Genomic DNA, 17428 nt, shown 5'->3' with positions numbered 1-17428 from the left:
CCTCTGTTCGGCATTTCGAATTTCGATCGTAACTTCGAACGGGACGGTAGAGAGGAAGCGTTTGCCAGTCAATGGTTCGGACAGGACTTTCGGCCAGGGAGACGGTTCGGGGTTGAACAACGGCGTAGGCTCGGACGGCCTGTCGTGCAGGCGTCAGAAGGGGGGAGCAATGGACATCGCCGCCAGGCTGCGGCGCTCGCGGAGGGCGTCCGGGATGCGGAAGCTGACGGACCGCCTCGGAGCGGCGATACGGGCCAGACCCCGCCCGCCGGCCGATGCGCGGGAGCTGTGCCGGGCACTGTGCGAGGAGATGAGCGTGCTGCGCGGCGGGCGGCCGCTGGAGCTGCGCTTCGAGCGGTTTCCCGACGAGATCGAAGTCACCGGGCTGTGGGTGGAGTTCTCCGACTTCGATCTGGTGATCGTCGAGGACCGGGCCGAGGCGGTGCAGCAACTGGTCATCCTCGGCCATGAGTTGTGGCATCTGCACGCCGGGCACAGCCATCACCATGTGGCGGGGGCGGCACTGGCCGACCGGCGCAAGTGGACCGCCATGGCCTTGTCGGTGGCCGCGCGCGACGGTTCCCGCGTCGCCGACGAGGCGGAGGCCGACGACTTCGGGCACCGGCTCGCGGCCGAGTTCCGGCCGCTGCTGACGGGGCAGGGCCCGGATCCGGAGCCCGGACCCGTGCAGCGTTCGCTGGGCTACCGCAGCGGCGGGAGGACGGGGTGAGCACGGTGCTGGCGCTCGACCCCTCCGGCCTCCTCGGCCAGCTGTACATCTCGTTCTGGATCCCCACCGTCGTCCTGACCGCCGCGCTCGCGATCAAGCTGCCCACCATCATCCGGCTCTGGCGGGACCCGCTGCTGCGCTCGGTCGGCGGGCTGCTGCTGCTCGCCTGCGCCGTGTTCGTCTTCGCGGCTCCGGCGACGATCGCACGGGTCAACCGCATCACGGGCGTACCGAACTTCGCAGCGCCCCTGGTGTACTCCCTGCTCACCGCGTTCTGCGGTTCCTGTCTGCTGCTGATCATCGCCTGGCGCAACGGCCTGTCCGACCGCTCCACCGGGACCCGCCGCGCCATGCGCCTGGTCATCTGGGCCTACTCGGGCGTGATCGTCGCGCTGTGGGTGCTGTTCGCCCTCGCCGACGCGCCGGTGGAGCGGGTGCGTGACCTGGACACGTACTACGCCAACACCCCGTTCATGCGCGAGGAGACCCTGCTCTATCTCCTCGCGCACTGCACGGCCGTCCTCATCACGTCCCGGCTGATCTGGAACTGGGTACGCACCGACGGGCTCGACGCCTGGCTGCGCTGGGGGCTGGTGTGCCTGGGCGTCGGCTACGCCCTCAACCTCATCTTCGACGCCGCCAAGCTGACCGCCGTCGGCGCCCGCTGGACGGGCCACGACCTGGACTGGCTGAGCACCGATCTCGCGCCGCCGGTGGCCTGTCTGTCCGCCATCCTGATCGCGGTGGGGTTCATCCTCCCGCACGTCGGCCAGTTTCTGCACGACCGCTGGCGGGTGCGCCTGGTCCACCGCGAACTGCGGCCGCTGTACCTGCTGATGAAGTCCGTCAACGGCTCCGGCGTGCCGTTCGTCCTGCGCGCATCCCCGGATCTGCGGCTGATCCGCCGCGAGACCTTCATCCGCGACGTACTCCTGCCGCTGGCCCGGCACATCGACGAGGACCTGCGCAGGCGCTCGTACGACGCCGCGCTCGCCCTCGGCTTCCCGCCCGGACGGGCGAAGGCGCTGGCCGCCGCCGTGACCATCCAGGACGCCGTCGGCCGTCGGAGCCGGGCCCCGGACGTGTGCGACACCGGCGGCCCCGACCCGACCGTTCTCCTGCAGGAGATCGGGGCCGTCTCCCGAGCCCTCCGCAAGCCCGACGACCTCGACGCGGTCCGTGCCCGCACGGCCGCCCCGGCACAGGACGCGCCCGTACATGACTGAACGCCCCACCACCGCCATCGTCCTCGGCGGCTCCCTCGCCGGTCTGCTCGCCGCCCGCGCGCTGGCCGGCGTCGCCGACCACGTCACCGTCGTGGAACGCGACGTACTGCCGGCCGGCCCCGAGCCCCGCAGGGGCCTCCCCCAGGCCCGGCACGTCCACCAGCTGTGGTCGGGCGGGGCGCACGCGCTGGAGGAGCTGCTGCCGGGCATCGTCGCACGGCTGCACGCCGCCGGAGCGCACCGGCTGCCGGTGACCGAGGACATGGTGGCGCTGTCGCCGTACGGCTGGTACCGGCGGTGGGCCGAGTCGCACCACATGCTGCTGTGCAGCCGGGATCTGCTGGATGCGACGGTGCGGGCGGCCGTCCTCGCCGACGAGCGCATCGAACTCGTCGACGGCACCGAGGTGCTCGGGCCGGTCGGCAGCGCCGCGGCGGTGACCGGCGTACGGATCCGGCCGCACCGTTCCGGCGGCGCCGAGCGGACCCTGCGGGCCGACCTGGTCGTCGACGCCACCGGACGCGGCTCGCGCGCGGCGCACTGGCTGACGGAGCTCGGGCTGCCGGAGGTCGAGCGGCGCGAGGTCGACTCCGGGGTGGCGTACGCGAGCCGGGTGTTCCTGGCCCCTGCCGGGGCGCGGGAGGGCTTCCCGGTCGTCAACGTCCAGCCGGACCCGCGCACCGGAGAGCCCGGGCGCGGGGGCGTGCTGCTGCCCGTCGAGGACGGACGGTGGATCGTCACGCTCTTCGGCTCCCGGGGCGCCGAACCACCCACCGGGGCCGAGGACTTCCTGCGGTACGCGCGTGAGGACCTGCGCCATCCCGTGATCGCCGAACTGCTCACGCACGCCGAGCCGTTGACCGACGTGGCCTACACGCGGACGACGGCCAACCGCCGCCATCACCACGAGCGGATGCCGGTCTGGCCCGAGAACTTCGCCGTGATCGGGGACGCCCTGTGCGCGCTCAACCCGATCTACGGGCACGGGATGTCGGTCGCGGCCCAGAGCGCGGTCGCCCTGCGCGACACGGTACGGCGGCACGGCTGGGGTTCGGCGGGCCTGGCCCGGCGGATCCAGAAGGCCGTGGCGCGGCCGGCGTCGGCGGCCTGGGACCTGGCGCTGGGGATGGACGTGTTCTATCCCGGAGCGACCGAGAACGGCCCCACCCTGCGCGACCGGCTGGTGGCGGCGTACGTCGGCCGGCTGCTGTACACCGCCACCGGCAACGGGCGGATCGCCGCGCGGGTCACGGATGTGACGTCGTTGGAGCGGGGAGCGGAGGTGCTGCTGACACCGTCCGTGCTGCTGGCCGCGCTCGTCGGCCCGCTCAGACCGGCGTTGAGCGGGCCGCCGTTGACGGCCGGGGAGCGCAAGGCGGCGGGGCTCAGCCCCTGAAGGGCGGTTGCTCCAGCCCCTTTCCGGCGCCGGGCACGACCAGCAGGGAACCCGCCACCGGGTGGGGTGCCGTGAGGCCCACCCGGGCCGTGGTGATGTACAGGTCCGTGAGGTCGGGGCCGCCGAAGGCGCAGGCGGTCACGCGGGGGGTGGGGATTTCGATCACGCGGTCCAGTTCGCCGTCGGGGGTGTAGCGGCGTACCGCCGCGCCGTCCCACAGCGCCACCCATACGCAGCCGTCGGCGTCCACCGTCAGCCCGTCGGGGAAGCCGGCGCCGTCCTCGATCTGCGCGAACCGGCGGCGGTCCGTGACCCGGCCGTCCTCGTGGTGGAAGACGTCGATCTGCCGCGTGGGCGAGTCGATGTAGTACATCAGGCGGCCGTCGGGGCTCCAGCCGGTGCCGTTGCTCACCGCCACGTCGTCGAGGACCAGCTCGACCGAGCCGTCCCCGGTGAAACGGGACAGCGTGCCGCCGCCCGCCGCCTCGTCGTAGCGCATGGTGCCGGCCCACAGGGAGCCGTCGGGGGCGACGGCGGCGTCGTTGGCACGGCGGCCGGGGACGACCTCGCGGTGCAGCCAGCGGAAGGTGCCGTCGGGATCGACCAGGCCGACTCCGTCGCGGAGGTTCAGCACCAGCCCGCCGCCGGCCCTCGGCTTCGCCGCGCCCACGTGCTGGTCGGTGACGCGGGTCGTACGGCGGCCGGTCACCGGGTCGTAGGTGTTCACGCGCGCGCCCAGGATGTCGATCCAGATCAGCCGCCCGGCCGCCGCGTCCCAGGTCGGCCCCTCGCCCAGGGTGGCCTCGGCGCGCACCGCCACCTCGTACGCCGTCATACGACGGTCCGGTGGCCGAGGCGCTCCGACAGTTCGACGGCGCCCTTGGCGGCGAGCTGCTCCAGTTCGGCGCGGCGCTCGTCGCTCCAGCGGATCATGGGCACGGAGATCGAGAGAGCGGCCACGACCTGCCCCGTGCGGTCCCGCACGGGCGCCGCCACACAGCTCACATCCGGGTTGGACTCACGGCTCTCCACCGCGAGACCGCGCTGACGGATCTGCGCCAGGGCCTCGCGCAGGGCGGACGGCTCGGTGATGCTGTTGGGAGTCATGGCGACCAGCTCGGCGTCGTCCGGGATCCGCGAGGTGAGCTCCTGCTCCGGAAGGGAGGCCAGCAGCATCTTCCCCACCGACGTGCAGTGCGCCGGCAGCCGCCGGCCGGCCGCCGACACCATGCGCACCGCATGGGTGGAGTCCACCTTGGCGATGTAGATGACGTCGGTACCCTCGAGGATCGCCACGTGCACCGTCTCGTCACAGGTCTCGGCGACGGACCGGGCCACCTGCTGCCCCTCGGCCGCGAGGTCCAACTGCTCGGCGTACCGGCTCCCGAGCTGGTACGGACGCACCCCGAGCCGGTAGCGTCCCGGCTGCCCGGGCACCTGGACGATGTACGACCGGGCGGCGAGCGTGGTGACCAGCTCGTGCACCGTGGTGCGCGGCAGCTGCAGCTTGCGCACGATGTCGGGGGCGGAGAGCGTCCCGTCCCCGTCGAGGAAGAGCTCAAGAATGTCGAGAGCCCGGGTCACGGCAGGTACAAGGCGTCCCACGACCGGCCCCCTCCCTTGTTGTCTGAGGGTCTGTTCGAAATTTCAACAGACGATCGGCATGACGAACACAGGCTACGCATATGCGTTTGCCCGGGCAATGGTTCTGACCGAATGATGGGAGTGCGCGTGGACGTGCTGGTGACCGGAGGCAGTGGGTTCGTCGGTTGTCATCTGGTGGGGAGGCTGCTGGAGCGCGGGTACCGGGTACGGACCACCGTGCGCAGCGTCGCGAACAGGGCGAAGGTCGCGCCCCTGACCGCATTGCAGGACCGCTTCCCCGGTCGGCTGGAGCTGTTCGAGGCCGATCTGCTGGCCGACGGGGCCTTCGACGAGGCGATGAAGGGGTGCGAGGTCGTCTTTCATGTCGCCTCGCCCTTTCGCATGCCGGAGAAGATCAAGGACGGACAGCGGGACATCGTCGAGCCCGCGCTCGTCGGCACCCGCAATGTGATCGGGAGCATCGAGCGGACGTCCGGCGTCCGCAGGCTTGTCCTCACGTCCACGGTCGGTGCGATATTCGGCGACTACGCGGACGTGCGGGACATGGAGGGGCAGGTCCTGACCGAGGCGTACTTCAACACCAGCAGCACCGTCGAGAACAATCCGTACCACTACGCCAAGACCGTGGCGGAGCAGGCCGCCTGGGAGGCCGAACGCTCCCAGGACCGGTGGCGCATGGTCGCCGTCAACCCGGGGCTGGTGCTCGGTCCCTCCCTCACGCCCGCCTCCGAGTCCGGCAGTCTCTTCCTCCTCGACGAGCTCTTCAAGGGGTACTTCTGCTACGGCGCCCCCGACTTCAGCTTCACCACGGTCGACGTGAGAGACGTGGCCGACGCGCACATCGCCGCCGCCGAGCAGCCCGAGGCGCGGGGGCGTTACATCCTCGCGGCCGAGACGATGACGTCCTTCCACGACATGGCGCGCATCATCCGCACCCGGTATCCGAGGGATCTGCGGCTGCCGCGGACCCGCCTGCCGCACTGGCCCGTCCGTATCCTCGGGCCCGCCTTCGGGCTCACCCAGGACTACATCCGGGGGCACCTCGGCATCCGGTTCAAGATCGACAACAGCCGTAGCGTCCGGGAGCTGGGCATCTCCTACCGGGCGATCGAGGAGACCGTTCTGGATCATTACGAGGCCTGGCGCGCACAAAGGTCCTAGCCACGGGCCCCGGCCTCCCCCAGCACCCCCCTCAGCCGCTGTGCCCTGAGCACCAGTTCCAGCTCGAAGCGGCGGTCCGGGTCGTCGATCTCGTCGCCCCACAGTTCGCGGATCTGGCGGAGGCGGTAGCGGACGGTCTGGGGGTGGACGCCCAGCCGGGCGGCCACCTCCGGGGCCCCGCCCCGCGTCTCCAGCCACGCCAGTAACGTTTCAGCAAGTCGCCGCCCGTGCGCCGGACCACAGTGCGCGAGGGGGGCCAGACAGCGCAGCGCCAGGTCGTCGATGAGTTCCTCGGGCTGGAGCAGGACCAGGGCCTCGGTGTGCTCCGTGCAGTACAGGACGTCCCCGGCGGGCAGCAGCCCCCGCTCCATCAGGTGCACGGCCGCCTCGGCCCAGCGCAGCGACTTGCCCGCGTCGGACAGCGGTACGGGCGGCCCGATCGCCCCGGACCAGCCGGTCAGCGCCCGGTGCAGCAGTTCGGGGCGGCCGGCCGCGTCGGGTTCGGGGACGACCATGCGGGGCTGCTCGTACTCCATGTCGAGCAGCACGCCCTGCCCCACGGCGGGCGCGACCGCCTCGCGGGCCGGGCGCAGCAGCACGCCGACCGCGACCTTGCGCGGCAGCGTCCAGCCGACCCGGGCGGCCCGTTCGGTCAGCGCGTCGGCCGGGTCGCCCCGGTGGTGCTCGGCGAGCAGCAGCTCCATCAGCCGCCGCTGCAGCCTCAGCCGCTCCCCGGCCTGCCTGGCCGCCGCCTCCGCATAGCCGCGCACCGACTGGTCGACCAGGCCGTCCAGGTACTCGTAACCCGCGTCGACGAGTTCGTACATCGCGGGCGGCGGGATCTCGACCCGCTGGCCGATCTCGGCGAAACGGCGCCAGGCAAGCCGTACGCCCATCCGGTAGATGGCCTGCAGGGAGTCGAGCGAGCGGCCGTGCAGGCCCTCGCCGCGGCCGAACTCCTGGAAGACGCCCGGCGGGACCGTCGGGCGGCCCTCCGACTGCTCCAGGTGCTGGACGAAGACCTCGATGGCGCGGCGGATGCCGATCAAGGCCATCGGCTCGCCCGACTCGTCGAGGACGACGGGCAGGTGCGGGTACTCGCGGCGGATCTCGCGCAGGATCTCCTCGGCGAGCGCGGGCGCCTCGGCCATGGCGAGGGCGGCGAACCGGCGGACCTGGAGACGCGGGACGTCGTGCCAGGCCGAGCGGGTGGTGACGGCCGGTGAGTGGGCGGGCGTCACAGGTCAACTCCCTTGCCCGGCTTGCTCGTACGTGATCAAGGGGGTGTTGGGCTGGGCGGGCGTCGCCTCGAGCAGCGCGACGATGCCGAGCGCGGCGCCCACGGCGAGTGCGGCGGCGGCCACGACGGTGAGAAGGGCAGCGAGCAGTCTGGACATCGCAGGGTCAGCCTCTCTGTCCGGAGGTCGTCCCACCCCGGTGCCCCACCCCTGCCTGTCGGCCCCAGTTTCGACAAGCATTGACACCCCGTCAAGAGCAGCCTACGGTTCCCGGCCCAAGGCCCCGTCTTCCCGCCAGTGAGGCGTCGCGGGCCGGAGCGGCCCCAACTCCGTCATCCCTCCCCCTGGAGTGTCCGGATGCGCCGTACAGCCTCCCCCCTTTCGCTGATCCTGCTGGGACTGGGCACGTTTTTGCTGGTCCTGGCGCCGATGCTGGCCTGGTACGTCGAACCGCGGGCCGCCGTGAACCCGATCGACATCGACACCACCGCGGTCTACGAAGGCACCGGAAGCTACTTCGACACCGACCAGATCCGGACGGTCCACGACCAGCGGATCACGGTCACCCAGCAGGTGCGCGGGAATGTCGCGGACAGCGAGAAGAGCGGGCGGGCGGTGTGGGACGTGACGACGACGGTCGACACGGACAAGTCGCTGCCGGCCGCCGATCCGCACGACGCGCTGGAGTTCTTCCTCAACCGCTGGGTGACGAACCGCCACACCAACCAGCCGGTGCACTGCTGCAAGGAGAACCCGTACTTCGAGGGCGACGCCTATCTGAAGTTCCCCTTCGACGTGCACCGGAAGTCGTACCAGTGGTGGGACAACTCACTTGGTTTGACCGTCACTCTGCATTACTCCGGCACCAAGAAGATCCAGGGGTACCGGGGCTACCGCTTCACCGGCACCGTCCCGCCGTCGAAGATCGGGACCCGGCTGGTCCCCGGCACCATCGTCGGACAGAAGAACAAACCGCAGGTCCTGGCCGAGGAGTGGTACTCCAACCACGGCATCGAGCTGGTCGTCGACCAGCGCACCGGCCGGGTCCTCTACGCCCAGGTCGGCCCGCGGCGCACGCTGCGGGCGACGGGCGCCAGGAAGGACGCGGTGGTGCTGCTGGACAGCCGGAAGCTGGGGTTCACCACCGCCACCCAGAAGGCGCAGGTGAAGCTGGCCAAGAAGGAGAGTGGCCAGTTGCTCATGGTGGGGCAGACGTTGCCGATTACCGCCGCTGTGGCCGGATTCGTACTGGCGGTGGTGGGTGCGGTTTTGGTGGTACGAGGACGGAAGCGTCCCGATTCACCCGAGACGCCCCGGACTTCACAGGCTTAGCTCACGTTGTGACATGACGTCAGTTCTAATAAGGCGGAAATTTGTCACCCCGGTGAGTAGCCGTGGCGAACGGCTGGGCGAAAACTGTCCAACCCCACCCAAGCACAACGTGTCCACACCCCCCGCCCATGAAGAGCTCAGTCCCCCCACAGCAAGTCCGGAAATCCACTGCTGAGTTCCGCACCCTGAGACGAGTTGGAGCACCCATGCCCCAGCACGTGCCTTCCTCGCTGCGCGCCACGCACTCCATGGCCCCGCAGCACCCCCCGGCGCTTCCCCCACAACCGCGCCGAATCGTTTTCCTCGCCCACCGGGATCTCGGCAATCCGGCGGCCGGCGGCTCGGAGCTACTGGTCGACCGGCTCGCCGAGGGCCTCACCGGCCTCGGCCACCAGGTGACCTTGATCTGCGGGGGTCCCGCGGCCTTCCGGGACTACCGGGTCGTGTCGGCCGGCGGCGAGTTCGGCCACTATCTGCGTGCCCGTTCCGCCTTCGCCCGTCAGGTCGGCGAGACCGATCTGCTGGTCGAGGTCTGCAACGGGATGCCGTACCTCGCGCCCTACTGGCACCACGGGCCCACCGTGTGCCTGGTCAACCATGTGCACACCGATCTGTGGAAGATGCGGTTCGGCGGGCCCCTCGCGCCGGCCGCGCGGATCGGCCGAAGACTCGAGCAGTGGGCGCTGACCGGGGCGCAGCATCGCAGCCTGCTGGTCGCGGTCTCTCCCTCCACGGCGCATGCCCTGCGGGGGATCGGTGTCTCGCGGGACCGGATCCGTGTCGTGCACAACGGCGTGGAGGAGCCCGGGCCGCTCGCCGACCGCTCGGCCGAGCCGTTGTTCGTGGCCGTCGGCCGGCTTGTCGAGTACAAGCGGATCGATCTGCTGCTGCGGCTCTGGGAGCGGGTGCGGCCGGTGACCGGCGGCCGGCTCGTCATCGTCGGGGACGGGCCCGAGCGGAGGCGGCTCGAGCAGCTTGCCGGGCCCGGCGTGGAGTTCGTGGGGCATGTCTCCGAGGCGGAGAAGCACCGGCTGTTGTGTGCGGCCTGGTTGCTGCTGCACCCCTCCGCGGTGGAGGGATGGGGGCTGGTCGTCACCGAGGCTGCGACTCGGGAGACGCCGACCATTGCCTTTGATGTGCCGGGGCTGCGGGATTCCGTCGTGGACGGGGAGACCGGTGTGCTGGCGCACGGGGAGTCTTCGTTTGCGGCGGCCTGGTGCACGCTTGCGTTGTCCGGACACCGCCGTGAGCTCATGGGCAAGGCTGCCCGTGACCGGGCGGCGCGGTATCGGTGGCACCGGACGGTGAGGCAGTTCCGGGCGGTTGCTGCGGAGGCTCTGCGGAGCTGGGCTCCGTGACTCGGGTGCGGGTTCGTCGTGGCTTGTCGCGCCCACGCGGCGGTAGCCGCAAATTCAACACAGTCCCGCGCCCCTATCGGGGCGCTCCAGTACCCGGCAGTTTCAAGGACCCCTCCTTTCGTCGCTCCCTCGCCCTTTTCCGCGCCTTCCGACGTGAACAGGACGACCCCGCAGCCTGCTACGCGCTCCTCGCCCGTGACGCTGCAGATCAAGTAGAGAGTTACGACGGTCCCGTCTCCGGGCGGACTGTCGTGGACGTCGGTGGGGGCGGGGGCTACTTCACCGAGGAGTTCCGTAACCGAGGCGCCCATGCCTACCTCTTCGAGCCCGACGTACAGGAACTCGGCGAAGAACCGCCCGACGGGGCCGTGATCGCCGACGGGTATCTGTTGCCCTTGCGGGACGGTGTCGCGGACGTGACCTTCTCGTCCAATGTGTTGGAGCATGTCGCCGATCCGCAGACGTTCCTCAGTGAACTCGCGCGGGTGACGCGGCCCGGTGGGCTGATCTATGTGTCGTTCACCAACTGGCTCTCCCCGTGGGGCGGTCACGAGTGGGCGCCGTGGCACTACTTCGGGGCCGAGCGGGCCCGTGCCCGCTACCGGCGGCGGACCGGGAAGCCCGCCAAGCACACCCTCGGCGAGAACCTCTTCGCCGTGCACATCGGCGCCACCCTGCGGCAGGTGCGCGCCCGGGACGACGTCACGGTCGTCTCGGCGCGCTCCCGCTACTGGCCCTTCCTCGCGGAGACCGTCGTGAAAGCGCCGGGGATACGTGAGGTGGCCACCTGGAACCTTCTCCTCATCCTCCGGCGGTGTCCCCCATGACGACCACGGTCCAGGCCCCTCCTCCGGCAGCCGTCCCCACCACCGCGGCCACCTCGGGCCCGCCGGAGGGCCCGCGGTCGCGGCGCTGGCTCGTGGGGTTCTGGGCCGTGATGCTGGTGCTGTTCCTGGTGGTGCACCCGGGGCGACAGACCTTCGACACCAAGCTGGGGGTGACGGTCGACCCGGGCGCCTTCTTCTCCGGCCTGGGGCAGCTCTGGCACGACCAGGGCAGTTTCGGAGGCATCCAGGACCAGTACGCGGGCTATCTGTGGCCGATGCTGCCGTTCTACGGGCTGGCCCACGCCGTGCATCTGCCCGTGTGGCTGGCGGAGCGGCTGTGGCTGTCGCTGATCGTGTCCGTCGCCTTCTGGGGTGCGCTGCGGCTGGCCGAGCGGCTGCGGGTGGGCGGCAGTGGGGCGCGGCTGCTCGCGGGGGTCGCGTATGCGCTGTGGCCCGTGTTCACCATCGTCGTCGGGTCGACGTCCGCGGCCGCGCTGCCGGGTGCCTTTCTGCCCTGGGTGCTGCTGCCGCTGACGAACGAGCGGTACAGCGCCCGCATCGCCGCCCTGCGCTCGGCGCTGGTCGTCCCGTTCATGGGCGGCGTCAACGGCGCCTCCACCCTGGCCTCGCTGCTGCCGGTCGGGCTGTATCTGCTCTCCCGCCCGCCCGGGCCACGGCAGCGCAAGCTGATCGCCTGGTGGGTGCCGGGGGTGATCGTGGCGACCGCCTGGTGGTGGATACCGCTGCTCATGCTCGGGGTCTACGGCGAGAACTTCCTTCCGTACGTGGAGACCTCGCAGACCACGACGGCCACCATGTCGGCGACGGAGGCCCTGCGCGGGGCCGGCAACTGGGTCGCGTATCTGCACTTCGGTCAGGCCTGGCTGCCGGCCGGGTGGACGGTCGCCGCGTCGGTGGTCGTCGTCGTGTGTTCGGCACTCGCCGCCGGGCTCGGTCTCGCGGGTCTCGCGAGACGGGACATGCCGGAGCGGCGGTGGCTGGTGCTGACCGTGATCTCCACGGCTCTGGTGCTGCTCGCCGGGTACGGCGGCGCGTTCGGCGCACCCTTCCACGGGGTCGTGCAGGACTGGCTTGACGGCGGGCTCGTTCCCTTCCGGAACATCTACAAGTTCCAGACAGGGCTGGCACTGGCTCTGGTGCTGGGGCTCGCGCATGTGGTGGGGATCGCGGCCGAGCCGCGGGGTGCCCGGCCGGTGCGCGGGCGCCGGTTCGCCCCGCTGGTCGCCGCGGTGCTGATCCTGCCGGGGCTGCTGTGGCCGTATCTCAACGGCTCGATCCTCAACCCGGGGTCCTTCCAGGAGCTTCCCAAGTACTGGACGACCACGGCGGGTTGGCTGGAGAAGTACTCCCCCGACTCCCGTGCCCTGGTCGTCCCGGCCACCTCGCACGGCATCTACACCTGGGGCTCCCCCATCGACCAGCCCCTCGACGTCCTCGCCAAGTCCCGCTGGGCACAGAGGGACTACGTCCCCTTCGGCACCCCCGGCAACCGGCGCGCCATGGACGCGGTGGAGGACGCGCTGGCCTCCGGGAGCGATGTGCCGGGGCTCGCCGACTACCTGAGCCGGGCGGGGATCCACTACGTCGTCGTACGCAACGACCTCGATCCCGACCAGATCGGCTCCGTGCCGACCACGACGGTGAAGCGGACCCTGGAGCAGTCGGGGTACGTCCGGGTGACCGGGTTCGGGCCGGTCATGACCGGTGGCCGGATCGCCCATGACGCGCCGCTGCAGGTGGAGGGCCTGTATCCGCGGCAGCGGGCGGTCGAGATCTACCAGCCCTCGGACAAGGACGTCCCGCGGCCGGGGCAGGCCCATCTGCTGCCCGTCTCCGACACCGCGGTCGTCTCCGGCGGGCCCGAGGCCCTGCTGCCGCTCGCCTCCGAGCTGCGCGGCCGTGCGACCGTGCTGACCGGTGACAACCACCCGGGGCTCGGCTCCCCGCCGCTCCAGGTGGTGGGCGACGGGCTGCGTCGCGCGGACACACGGTTCGGGCTGGTCAGCGGCAACACCTCGTACACGTACACCAGTTCCGAGCGGAACGCGCCGGACGCCGTGCAGGACGCGGGGAAGAAACCGCACCAGATCCTGCCGACCACGGGGCTCGACCACCAGACGGTGGCCCAGTTGCGCGGCGCCCGCTCGGTGACGGCGTCCTCCAGCGGCAACTGGCTCTTCCACCTCCCGCAGTACGACCCGGTGAACGCCTTCGACGGCAACCCGGACACGGCCTGGGCGGAGGGCGCGCCCGGCTCGGCGGACGGGCAGTGGCTGCGCATCGCGTTCACCGGCTCGTACGACATGCCGTCCTCGTTCAAGGTGACGCCGCTGCCGCAGCAGAGCGTGCGGTCTGCGGCGACGAAGGTGCGGGTGGAGACCGAGAAGGGGTCCCGGACCAGCTTCCTGCGGCCCAACGGCCAGACGCAGAGCATCAAGGCACCCGCGGGCGCGACCAGTTGGATGAAGCTGACGATCGTCGACTCGGTGGAGCGCCGCTCGGGTCTGACGGGGGCGGGCTTCTCCGAGGTCGCCCTCCCGCACGTCCAGGTGACCCGGCTGCTGCGGCTGCCCACGGACGCGGACGACTCCGACGCCGCCGCCACGCTGATCTCCCTGCACCGCACCCCCGACCCCACCGGCCTCTCCGCGACCGGCACCGAGGCCGGCCTGCACCGGCGGTTCACCACGGCCACGGCGGGGACGTACGAGGTGAAGGCGGGCGCCGTGCCGGTCAGCGGCGAGGCGCTGGACAAGCTGCTGTACGAGGTCGCCCCCGACCAGCAGAACCGCATCGTCGCCACCGCCGACTCCACGGCGTCCCTCGGCGCGGGCCTGTCGGCGCGCAACCTCACCGACGGCGATCTGACCACGGCGTGGATCGCGGGGGACCGGCCTACGATCCATCTGAGCTGGAGCGGCAAACAGCCGGTGGGCGAGATCGTGCTGGCGCCCGCGGGCGGCCTGTCGACCCGTCCCACGCAGGTGGACATCAGCTCCCCCGACGGCGCGACCATCGCCGGCGTCGACGAGAACGGCGTGGCCCGCTTCGACCCGATCACCACCGACCACCTGGACATCACGATCACCCAGACGGCACCCCTGACCCTGCACAACCCCGTCGCCGACGAGGACCTGCAGCTCCCGGTGGGGCTGAGCGAGGCGTACATCCCGGCGCTCGACCAGTACCGCACCCCGCAGCCCAGCGGCTCCCGCGCCTTCTCGCTGCCGTGCGGCCAGGGGCCGGACGTAGCGGTGGACGGCAAGCTGTACCAGACCAGTGCGAAGGGGACGGTACGGGACCTGACGCAGCGCCGGACTGTCGACGTGACGCTCTGTCAGCAGGGCCGCAACGACGGTGAGGTGGAGCTGACAGCCGGTACGCACCGCGTCGAGTCCGGGGACGCGGGACCGCTCACCCTCACCGACGTGACCCTGACCCGCGGCACGGTCACCGAACCCACCGCCGTGGAGCGCCAGTTGACCCTACGGGACTGGCTGGGCGACCGCCGCGAGGTGACGGTCGGCTCCGGTGCGGCCACGTATCTGACGACGTACGAGAACTACAACGACGGCTGGAAAGCCACCCTGGGCGGCAAGGAGCTGACCCCAGTCCGCCTCGACGGCTGGCAGCAGGGCTGGCGGATCCCGGCCGGCGCGGGCGGCACCGTCAAGCTGTCGTACGAGCCCGCCACGACCTACCAGGGCGGGCTGATCGGCGGCGCGGCGGGCCTGGCGGTCCTGGTCGGGCTGGTGGTCTGGCGCCGCCGCTCCCCCAACCCCGACCTGCCGCAGCCGGTACCGCCGCTTCCCGGGCTGTGGCTCGGCACGGTGGCCCTGACGGTGGTGGGCGTGCTGATCGCCGGATGGCTCGCGCTGCTGGTTCCGGCGCTGGCACTGCTGGCGTACCGGCGGCACGCGCTGCTCGTGCCCGTCGCGTTCGCCGCCCTCGCGGGGGCCGGGATCGCGGCGGCCACGGGGGCCGGGGAGCCCGTGGGGGCCGGTGAGGGCGCCTTCGGCCACCCGGCCCAACTGCTCGCGCTGATCGGGCTGTTCGCCGGTGTGGTGAGCGTACGGGAACCCGACGAGGGACCGGGCTCGACGGCGGTGCTGCCGCCGGTCCTGGGTGCGGAGGCACCGACCCGCCCCCTGCCGCAGCGGCACCGCGGCGAGACCGCACCGCCCCCGCCCCCGGACTCCGGGCCGACCGTCTCGGCACGCGGCCCCGGCGGGCCCGATCCCGACCCGCCGACCGCGCGGCTCCAGCTCCGCAAGCAGCCCAAAGCCCCCACGGGGAGGGACGAACCCACGTGACCGCACTCGAAGACGCCGTCCGCGCCGACGGCCGCATCCCCTTCCCCGTCGTCGACGAGGTCGCCCGGCACTGCCTCCAGGAGGAGGAACCGGAAACGGTCCACATCGAGGTCCACCTACCGGGCCGCCTGGACCGCGACCGCCTGCGTGCGTCATTTGCGGAGGCCCTCCACCGCCATCCCCGCATCCTGATGCGCGAGGCCGCGGGCCCCTGGTACCGGCGCCGCTACGAGTGGGAACTGACGCCGGAGCCGGACACGGAGGTCGTGACCTTCCCCCCGACGGGCCCGTCCGCACTACGGGCCGCCCGAACCCGAGCCCTGACGACGGCACCACCGCTGACGTTGTCACCACCGATACGGCTGGAGGTGGTGGAGGGGGCGGGCCCGGCGGAGGGCAGCGAGGCGACGGACTCGGTGGGCGTAGCTGCGGGCAATCGTGCCGCTAGGGCGGCTCCCGTCCCAAAGACAGCGGCACCCGGCAAGCGCCGGCAAGCGCCCCCTCCCCTCGCCGGCAAAAGCACCGGCACCGGACAAGGCACCGGCACCGGCACCGTCCTCTTCCTCACCATCAACCACACCGCCCTGGACGGCCCCGCCTGCCTCCGAGTCCTGGCCACCGCCGCCGAGATCTACAGCGGCAAGGACAACTCCCCCGCCCCACCCCCCACCCGCACCCCCGACACCACCCCCCAGCCCCCGACAGACACCCCCTCCAATTGGTCCCCACCCGCCAGGGTGGCCCAGGGCACCCCCGAGCCCTCCCCCGGCAACGGCATGCTCGTCACCGAACTCCCCCTCCCCCACCGCCCCAAGGGCTCCCCCTACACGGTGAACGACCAGCTCATGGTCACCACAGCCCTCACCGTCGCCCACTGGAACAGAGAACACGGCGCACCCCCCCGCCCCCTCCGCATCACCATGCCCGTGGACGACCGCCCCCGAGACGCCACCATGCCGATAGGCAACGGCACCCGCCTGGTCGAAGTCCCCTTCGCCCCCGAGGAGTTGGCGGCCCACGACCCCACCGCCATGCCCGCCCTGCTGCGCCGCACGGCAACCCGCACCCGTGCCCTCAAATCCCTCCCCCGCCCCCAACTCGGCCACGGCGCAGCCCTCCTCACCGCCCCCGTCACCCCCGTGGCCTGGCGCGCCGCCCTCACCCGGGGCCTGCGCAGAGCAGCCGCCCCCTGGACGTCGACGACGCTCCTCAGCAACATCGGCCGCATCCCGTACCCCCTGGACTTCGGCGAGGAGGCGGGCCGCGCGCACGCGGTCTGGTTCTCGGCGCCGGCCCGTATGCCCCGCGGCCTCACCGTCACCACCGCCTCCACCGCGGGCCGCCTCCACCTCGCCCTGCGCTGGTCCCGCGCCCTGCTCAGCCACGGCGACGGCGCGCACCTCCGCGATCTCTTCGAGCACTATCTGCACTCCACGGAGGTGACCCCGTGAACGCGACCACCGCGCCCGTGCACCGCCCCGGGCTGCGCGACTTCTACGAGGACCCCGCCGTCCCGGTCGCCTCCGGCACCCCCCGCAGCCTCCGCCAGGCCCGGATGCTGGCCGCCGCCCTCGGCCCGGCGGCCGCGGGCACACCCCGCACCATCCTCGACATCGGCTGCGGCGACGGCACCGCGGCCGCCACCGCGGCCCCGCTGCTGACCGGCCACCGCATCATCGGCGTCGACTGGTCCCAGGACGCCCTGAAACGGGCCCGCACCCACCTGTCGTACGCCATCCGGGGCGAACTCACCGACGGCGGGCTCCCGTTCAAGGCGGCCTCCGCCGACGCCGTGCTGTTCAGCGAGGTGATCGAGCACCTGGTCGACCCGGACGCCGCCCTCGACGAGATCCGCCGCGTCCTGCGCCCGGGCGGCCATCTGATGCTCTCCACCCCGAACCTGGCCGCCTGGTACAACCGCGCCCTGCTGCTGGCCGGCGTACAGCCCGTCTTCTCCGAGGTCAGCCTGCGCGCGATCCACGGCCGCCCGGGCACGGAGGTGGTGGGACATCTGCGGCTGTACACCGCGCGGGCGCTGCGGGAGTTCGTCGCCGCGTCCGGCTTCGAGATCGTGGACGTCAAGGGCGCCCCCTTCCACGGCGTACCCCGCCCCCTGCGTCCCCTCGACCGCCTGGCCTGCTCCAGACCCTCCCTCGCCTCGATCCTTCTCCTGCACGCGCGCAAGGCAAAGACGTAGAGGGGGCACGTCATGTGGTGGGGA

Annotated in this window: 14 protein-coding genes; 10 read left to right on the top strand and 4 right to left on the bottom strand. The window is 71.8% G+C overall.

The window, feature by feature from the left end; translation table 11 throughout:
* Window positions 1-169 precede the first annotated feature (169 nt).
* From ACIBW9_RS03445 to ACIBW9_RS03435, 3 genes are read left to right on the top strand one after another with little or no spacing between them, the layout of a single operon-like run.
* On the top strand, window positions 170-730 hold the full coding sequence (locus ACIBW9_RS03445; protein WP_398950746.1) for a toxin-antitoxin system, toxin component family protein: 561 nt from the start codon (window positions 170-172) through the stop codon (window positions 728-730).
* Complete coding sequence (locus ACIBW9_RS03440; RefSeq protein ID WP_398950744.1) at window positions 727-1956, top strand: MAB_1171c family putative transporter; 1230 nt, start codon at window positions 727-729, stop codon at window positions 1954-1956. The genes ACIBW9_RS03445 and ACIBW9_RS03440 overlap by 4 nt, the downstream gene beginning before the upstream one ends.
* The gene (locus ACIBW9_RS03435; RefSeq protein ID WP_398950742.1) at window positions 1949-3352 is read left to right on the top strand and encodes an NAD(P)/FAD-dependent oxidoreductase; all 1404 of its coding nucleotides are present in this window, start codon (window positions 1949-1951) and stop codon (window positions 3350-3352) included. Before ACIBW9_RS03440 ends, ACIBW9_RS03435 begins: the two co-directional genes overlap by 8 nt.
* Here the strand turns inward: ACIBW9_RS03435 and ACIBW9_RS03430 are convergent.
* Together ACIBW9_RS03430 and ACIBW9_RS03425 are read right to left on the bottom strand one after the other, a co-directional pair.
* The gene (locus tag ACIBW9_RS03430; protein ID WP_398950740.1) at window positions 3342-4187 is read right to left on the bottom strand and encodes an SMP-30/gluconolactonase/LRE family protein; all 846 of its coding nucleotides are present in this window, start codon (window positions 4185-4187) and stop codon (window positions 3342-3344) included. The two genes, ACIBW9_RS03435 and ACIBW9_RS03430, sit on opposite strands and share 11 nt — an antisense overlap.
* Complete coding sequence (locus tag ACIBW9_RS03425) at window positions 4184-4957, bottom strand: IclR family transcriptional regulator (protein WP_398950738.1); 774 nt, start codon at window positions 4955-4957, stop codon at window positions 4184-4186. The genes ACIBW9_RS03430 and ACIBW9_RS03425 overlap by 4 nt, the downstream gene beginning before the upstream one ends.
* A 126-nt stretch (window positions 4958-5083) precedes the next feature.
* Here ACIBW9_RS03425 and ACIBW9_RS03420 point away from each other — a divergent pair, with 126 nt between their 5' ends.
* Window positions 5084-6118: an NAD-dependent epimerase/dehydratase family protein gene (locus ACIBW9_RS03420; RefSeq protein WP_398950737.1), complete on the top strand. Its 1035-nt coding sequence runs from the start codon at window positions 5084-5086 to the stop codon at window positions 6116-6118.
* Here the strand turns inward: ACIBW9_RS03420 and ACIBW9_RS03415 are convergent.
* Together ACIBW9_RS03415 and ACIBW9_RS03410 are read right to left on the bottom strand one after the other, a co-directional pair.
* Entirely contained in the window at window positions 6115-7359 is a 1245-nt protein-coding gene (locus tag ACIBW9_RS03415) for a helix-turn-helix domain-containing protein (RefSeq protein ID WP_398950735.1), read from the bottom strand. The two genes, ACIBW9_RS03420 and ACIBW9_RS03415, sit on opposite strands and share 4 nt — an antisense overlap.
* Window positions 7360-7362: 3 nt before the next feature.
* Complete coding sequence (locus ACIBW9_RS03410) at window positions 7363-7515, bottom strand: hypothetical protein (protein WP_389070201.1); 153 nt, start codon at window positions 7513-7515, stop codon at window positions 7363-7365.
* 198 nt (window positions 7516-7713) lie between these two features.
* Here ACIBW9_RS03410 and ACIBW9_RS03405 point away from each other — a divergent pair, with 198 nt between their 5' ends.
* The 6 genes from ACIBW9_RS03405 to ACIBW9_RS03380 all read left to right on the top strand — a co-directional run bounded on the left by ACIBW9_RS03405 (window position 7714) and on the right by ACIBW9_RS03380 (window position 17404).
* A complete protein-coding gene (locus tag ACIBW9_RS03405; RefSeq protein WP_398950733.1) occupies window positions 7714-8688 on the top strand; it encodes a DUF3068 domain-containing protein in 975 nt (324 codons plus the stop codon).
* A 206-nt stretch (window positions 8689-8894) separates the two neighbouring features.
* Window positions 8895-10046, top strand: coding sequence for a glycosyltransferase family 4 protein (locus tag ACIBW9_RS03400; protein WP_398950731.1), 1152 nt, complete (start codon window positions 8895-8897; stop codon window positions 10044-10046).
* Between the two features lie 23 nt (window positions 10047-10069).
* On the top strand, window positions 10070-10873 hold the full coding sequence (locus tag ACIBW9_RS03395) for a class I SAM-dependent methyltransferase (RefSeq protein ID WP_398950729.1): 804 nt from the start codon (window positions 10070-10072) through the stop codon (window positions 10871-10873).
* The gene (locus tag ACIBW9_RS03390) at window positions 10870-15207 is read left to right on the top strand and encodes an alpha-(1->3)-arabinofuranosyltransferase (protein WP_398950727.1); all 4338 of its coding nucleotides are present in this window, start codon (window positions 10870-10872) and stop codon (window positions 15205-15207) included. Before ACIBW9_RS03395 ends, ACIBW9_RS03390 begins: the two co-directional genes overlap by 4 nt.
* On the top strand, window positions 15204-16658 hold the full coding sequence (locus ACIBW9_RS03385; protein WP_398950725.1) for a condensation protein: 1455 nt from the start codon (window positions 15204-15206) through the stop codon (window positions 16656-16658). The genes ACIBW9_RS03390 and ACIBW9_RS03385 overlap by 4 nt, the downstream gene beginning before the upstream one ends.
* The gene (locus tag ACIBW9_RS03380) at window positions 16655-17404 is read left to right on the top strand and encodes a class I SAM-dependent methyltransferase (RefSeq protein ID WP_398950723.1); all 750 of its coding nucleotides are present in this window, start codon (window positions 16655-16657) and stop codon (window positions 17402-17404) included. Before ACIBW9_RS03385 ends, ACIBW9_RS03380 begins: the two co-directional genes overlap by 4 nt.
* The last annotated feature ends 24 nt before the right edge of the window (window positions 17405-17428 follow it).

Source organism: Streptomyces sp. NPDC049541 (genome assembly GCF_044465725.1).
GTDB lineage: Bacteria > Actinomycetota > Actinomycetes > Streptomycetales > Streptomycetaceae > Streptomyces.
The sequence above is the reverse complement of the archived record's forward strand: the minus strand, read 5'-3'. Positions and strand labels throughout refer to the sequence as shown.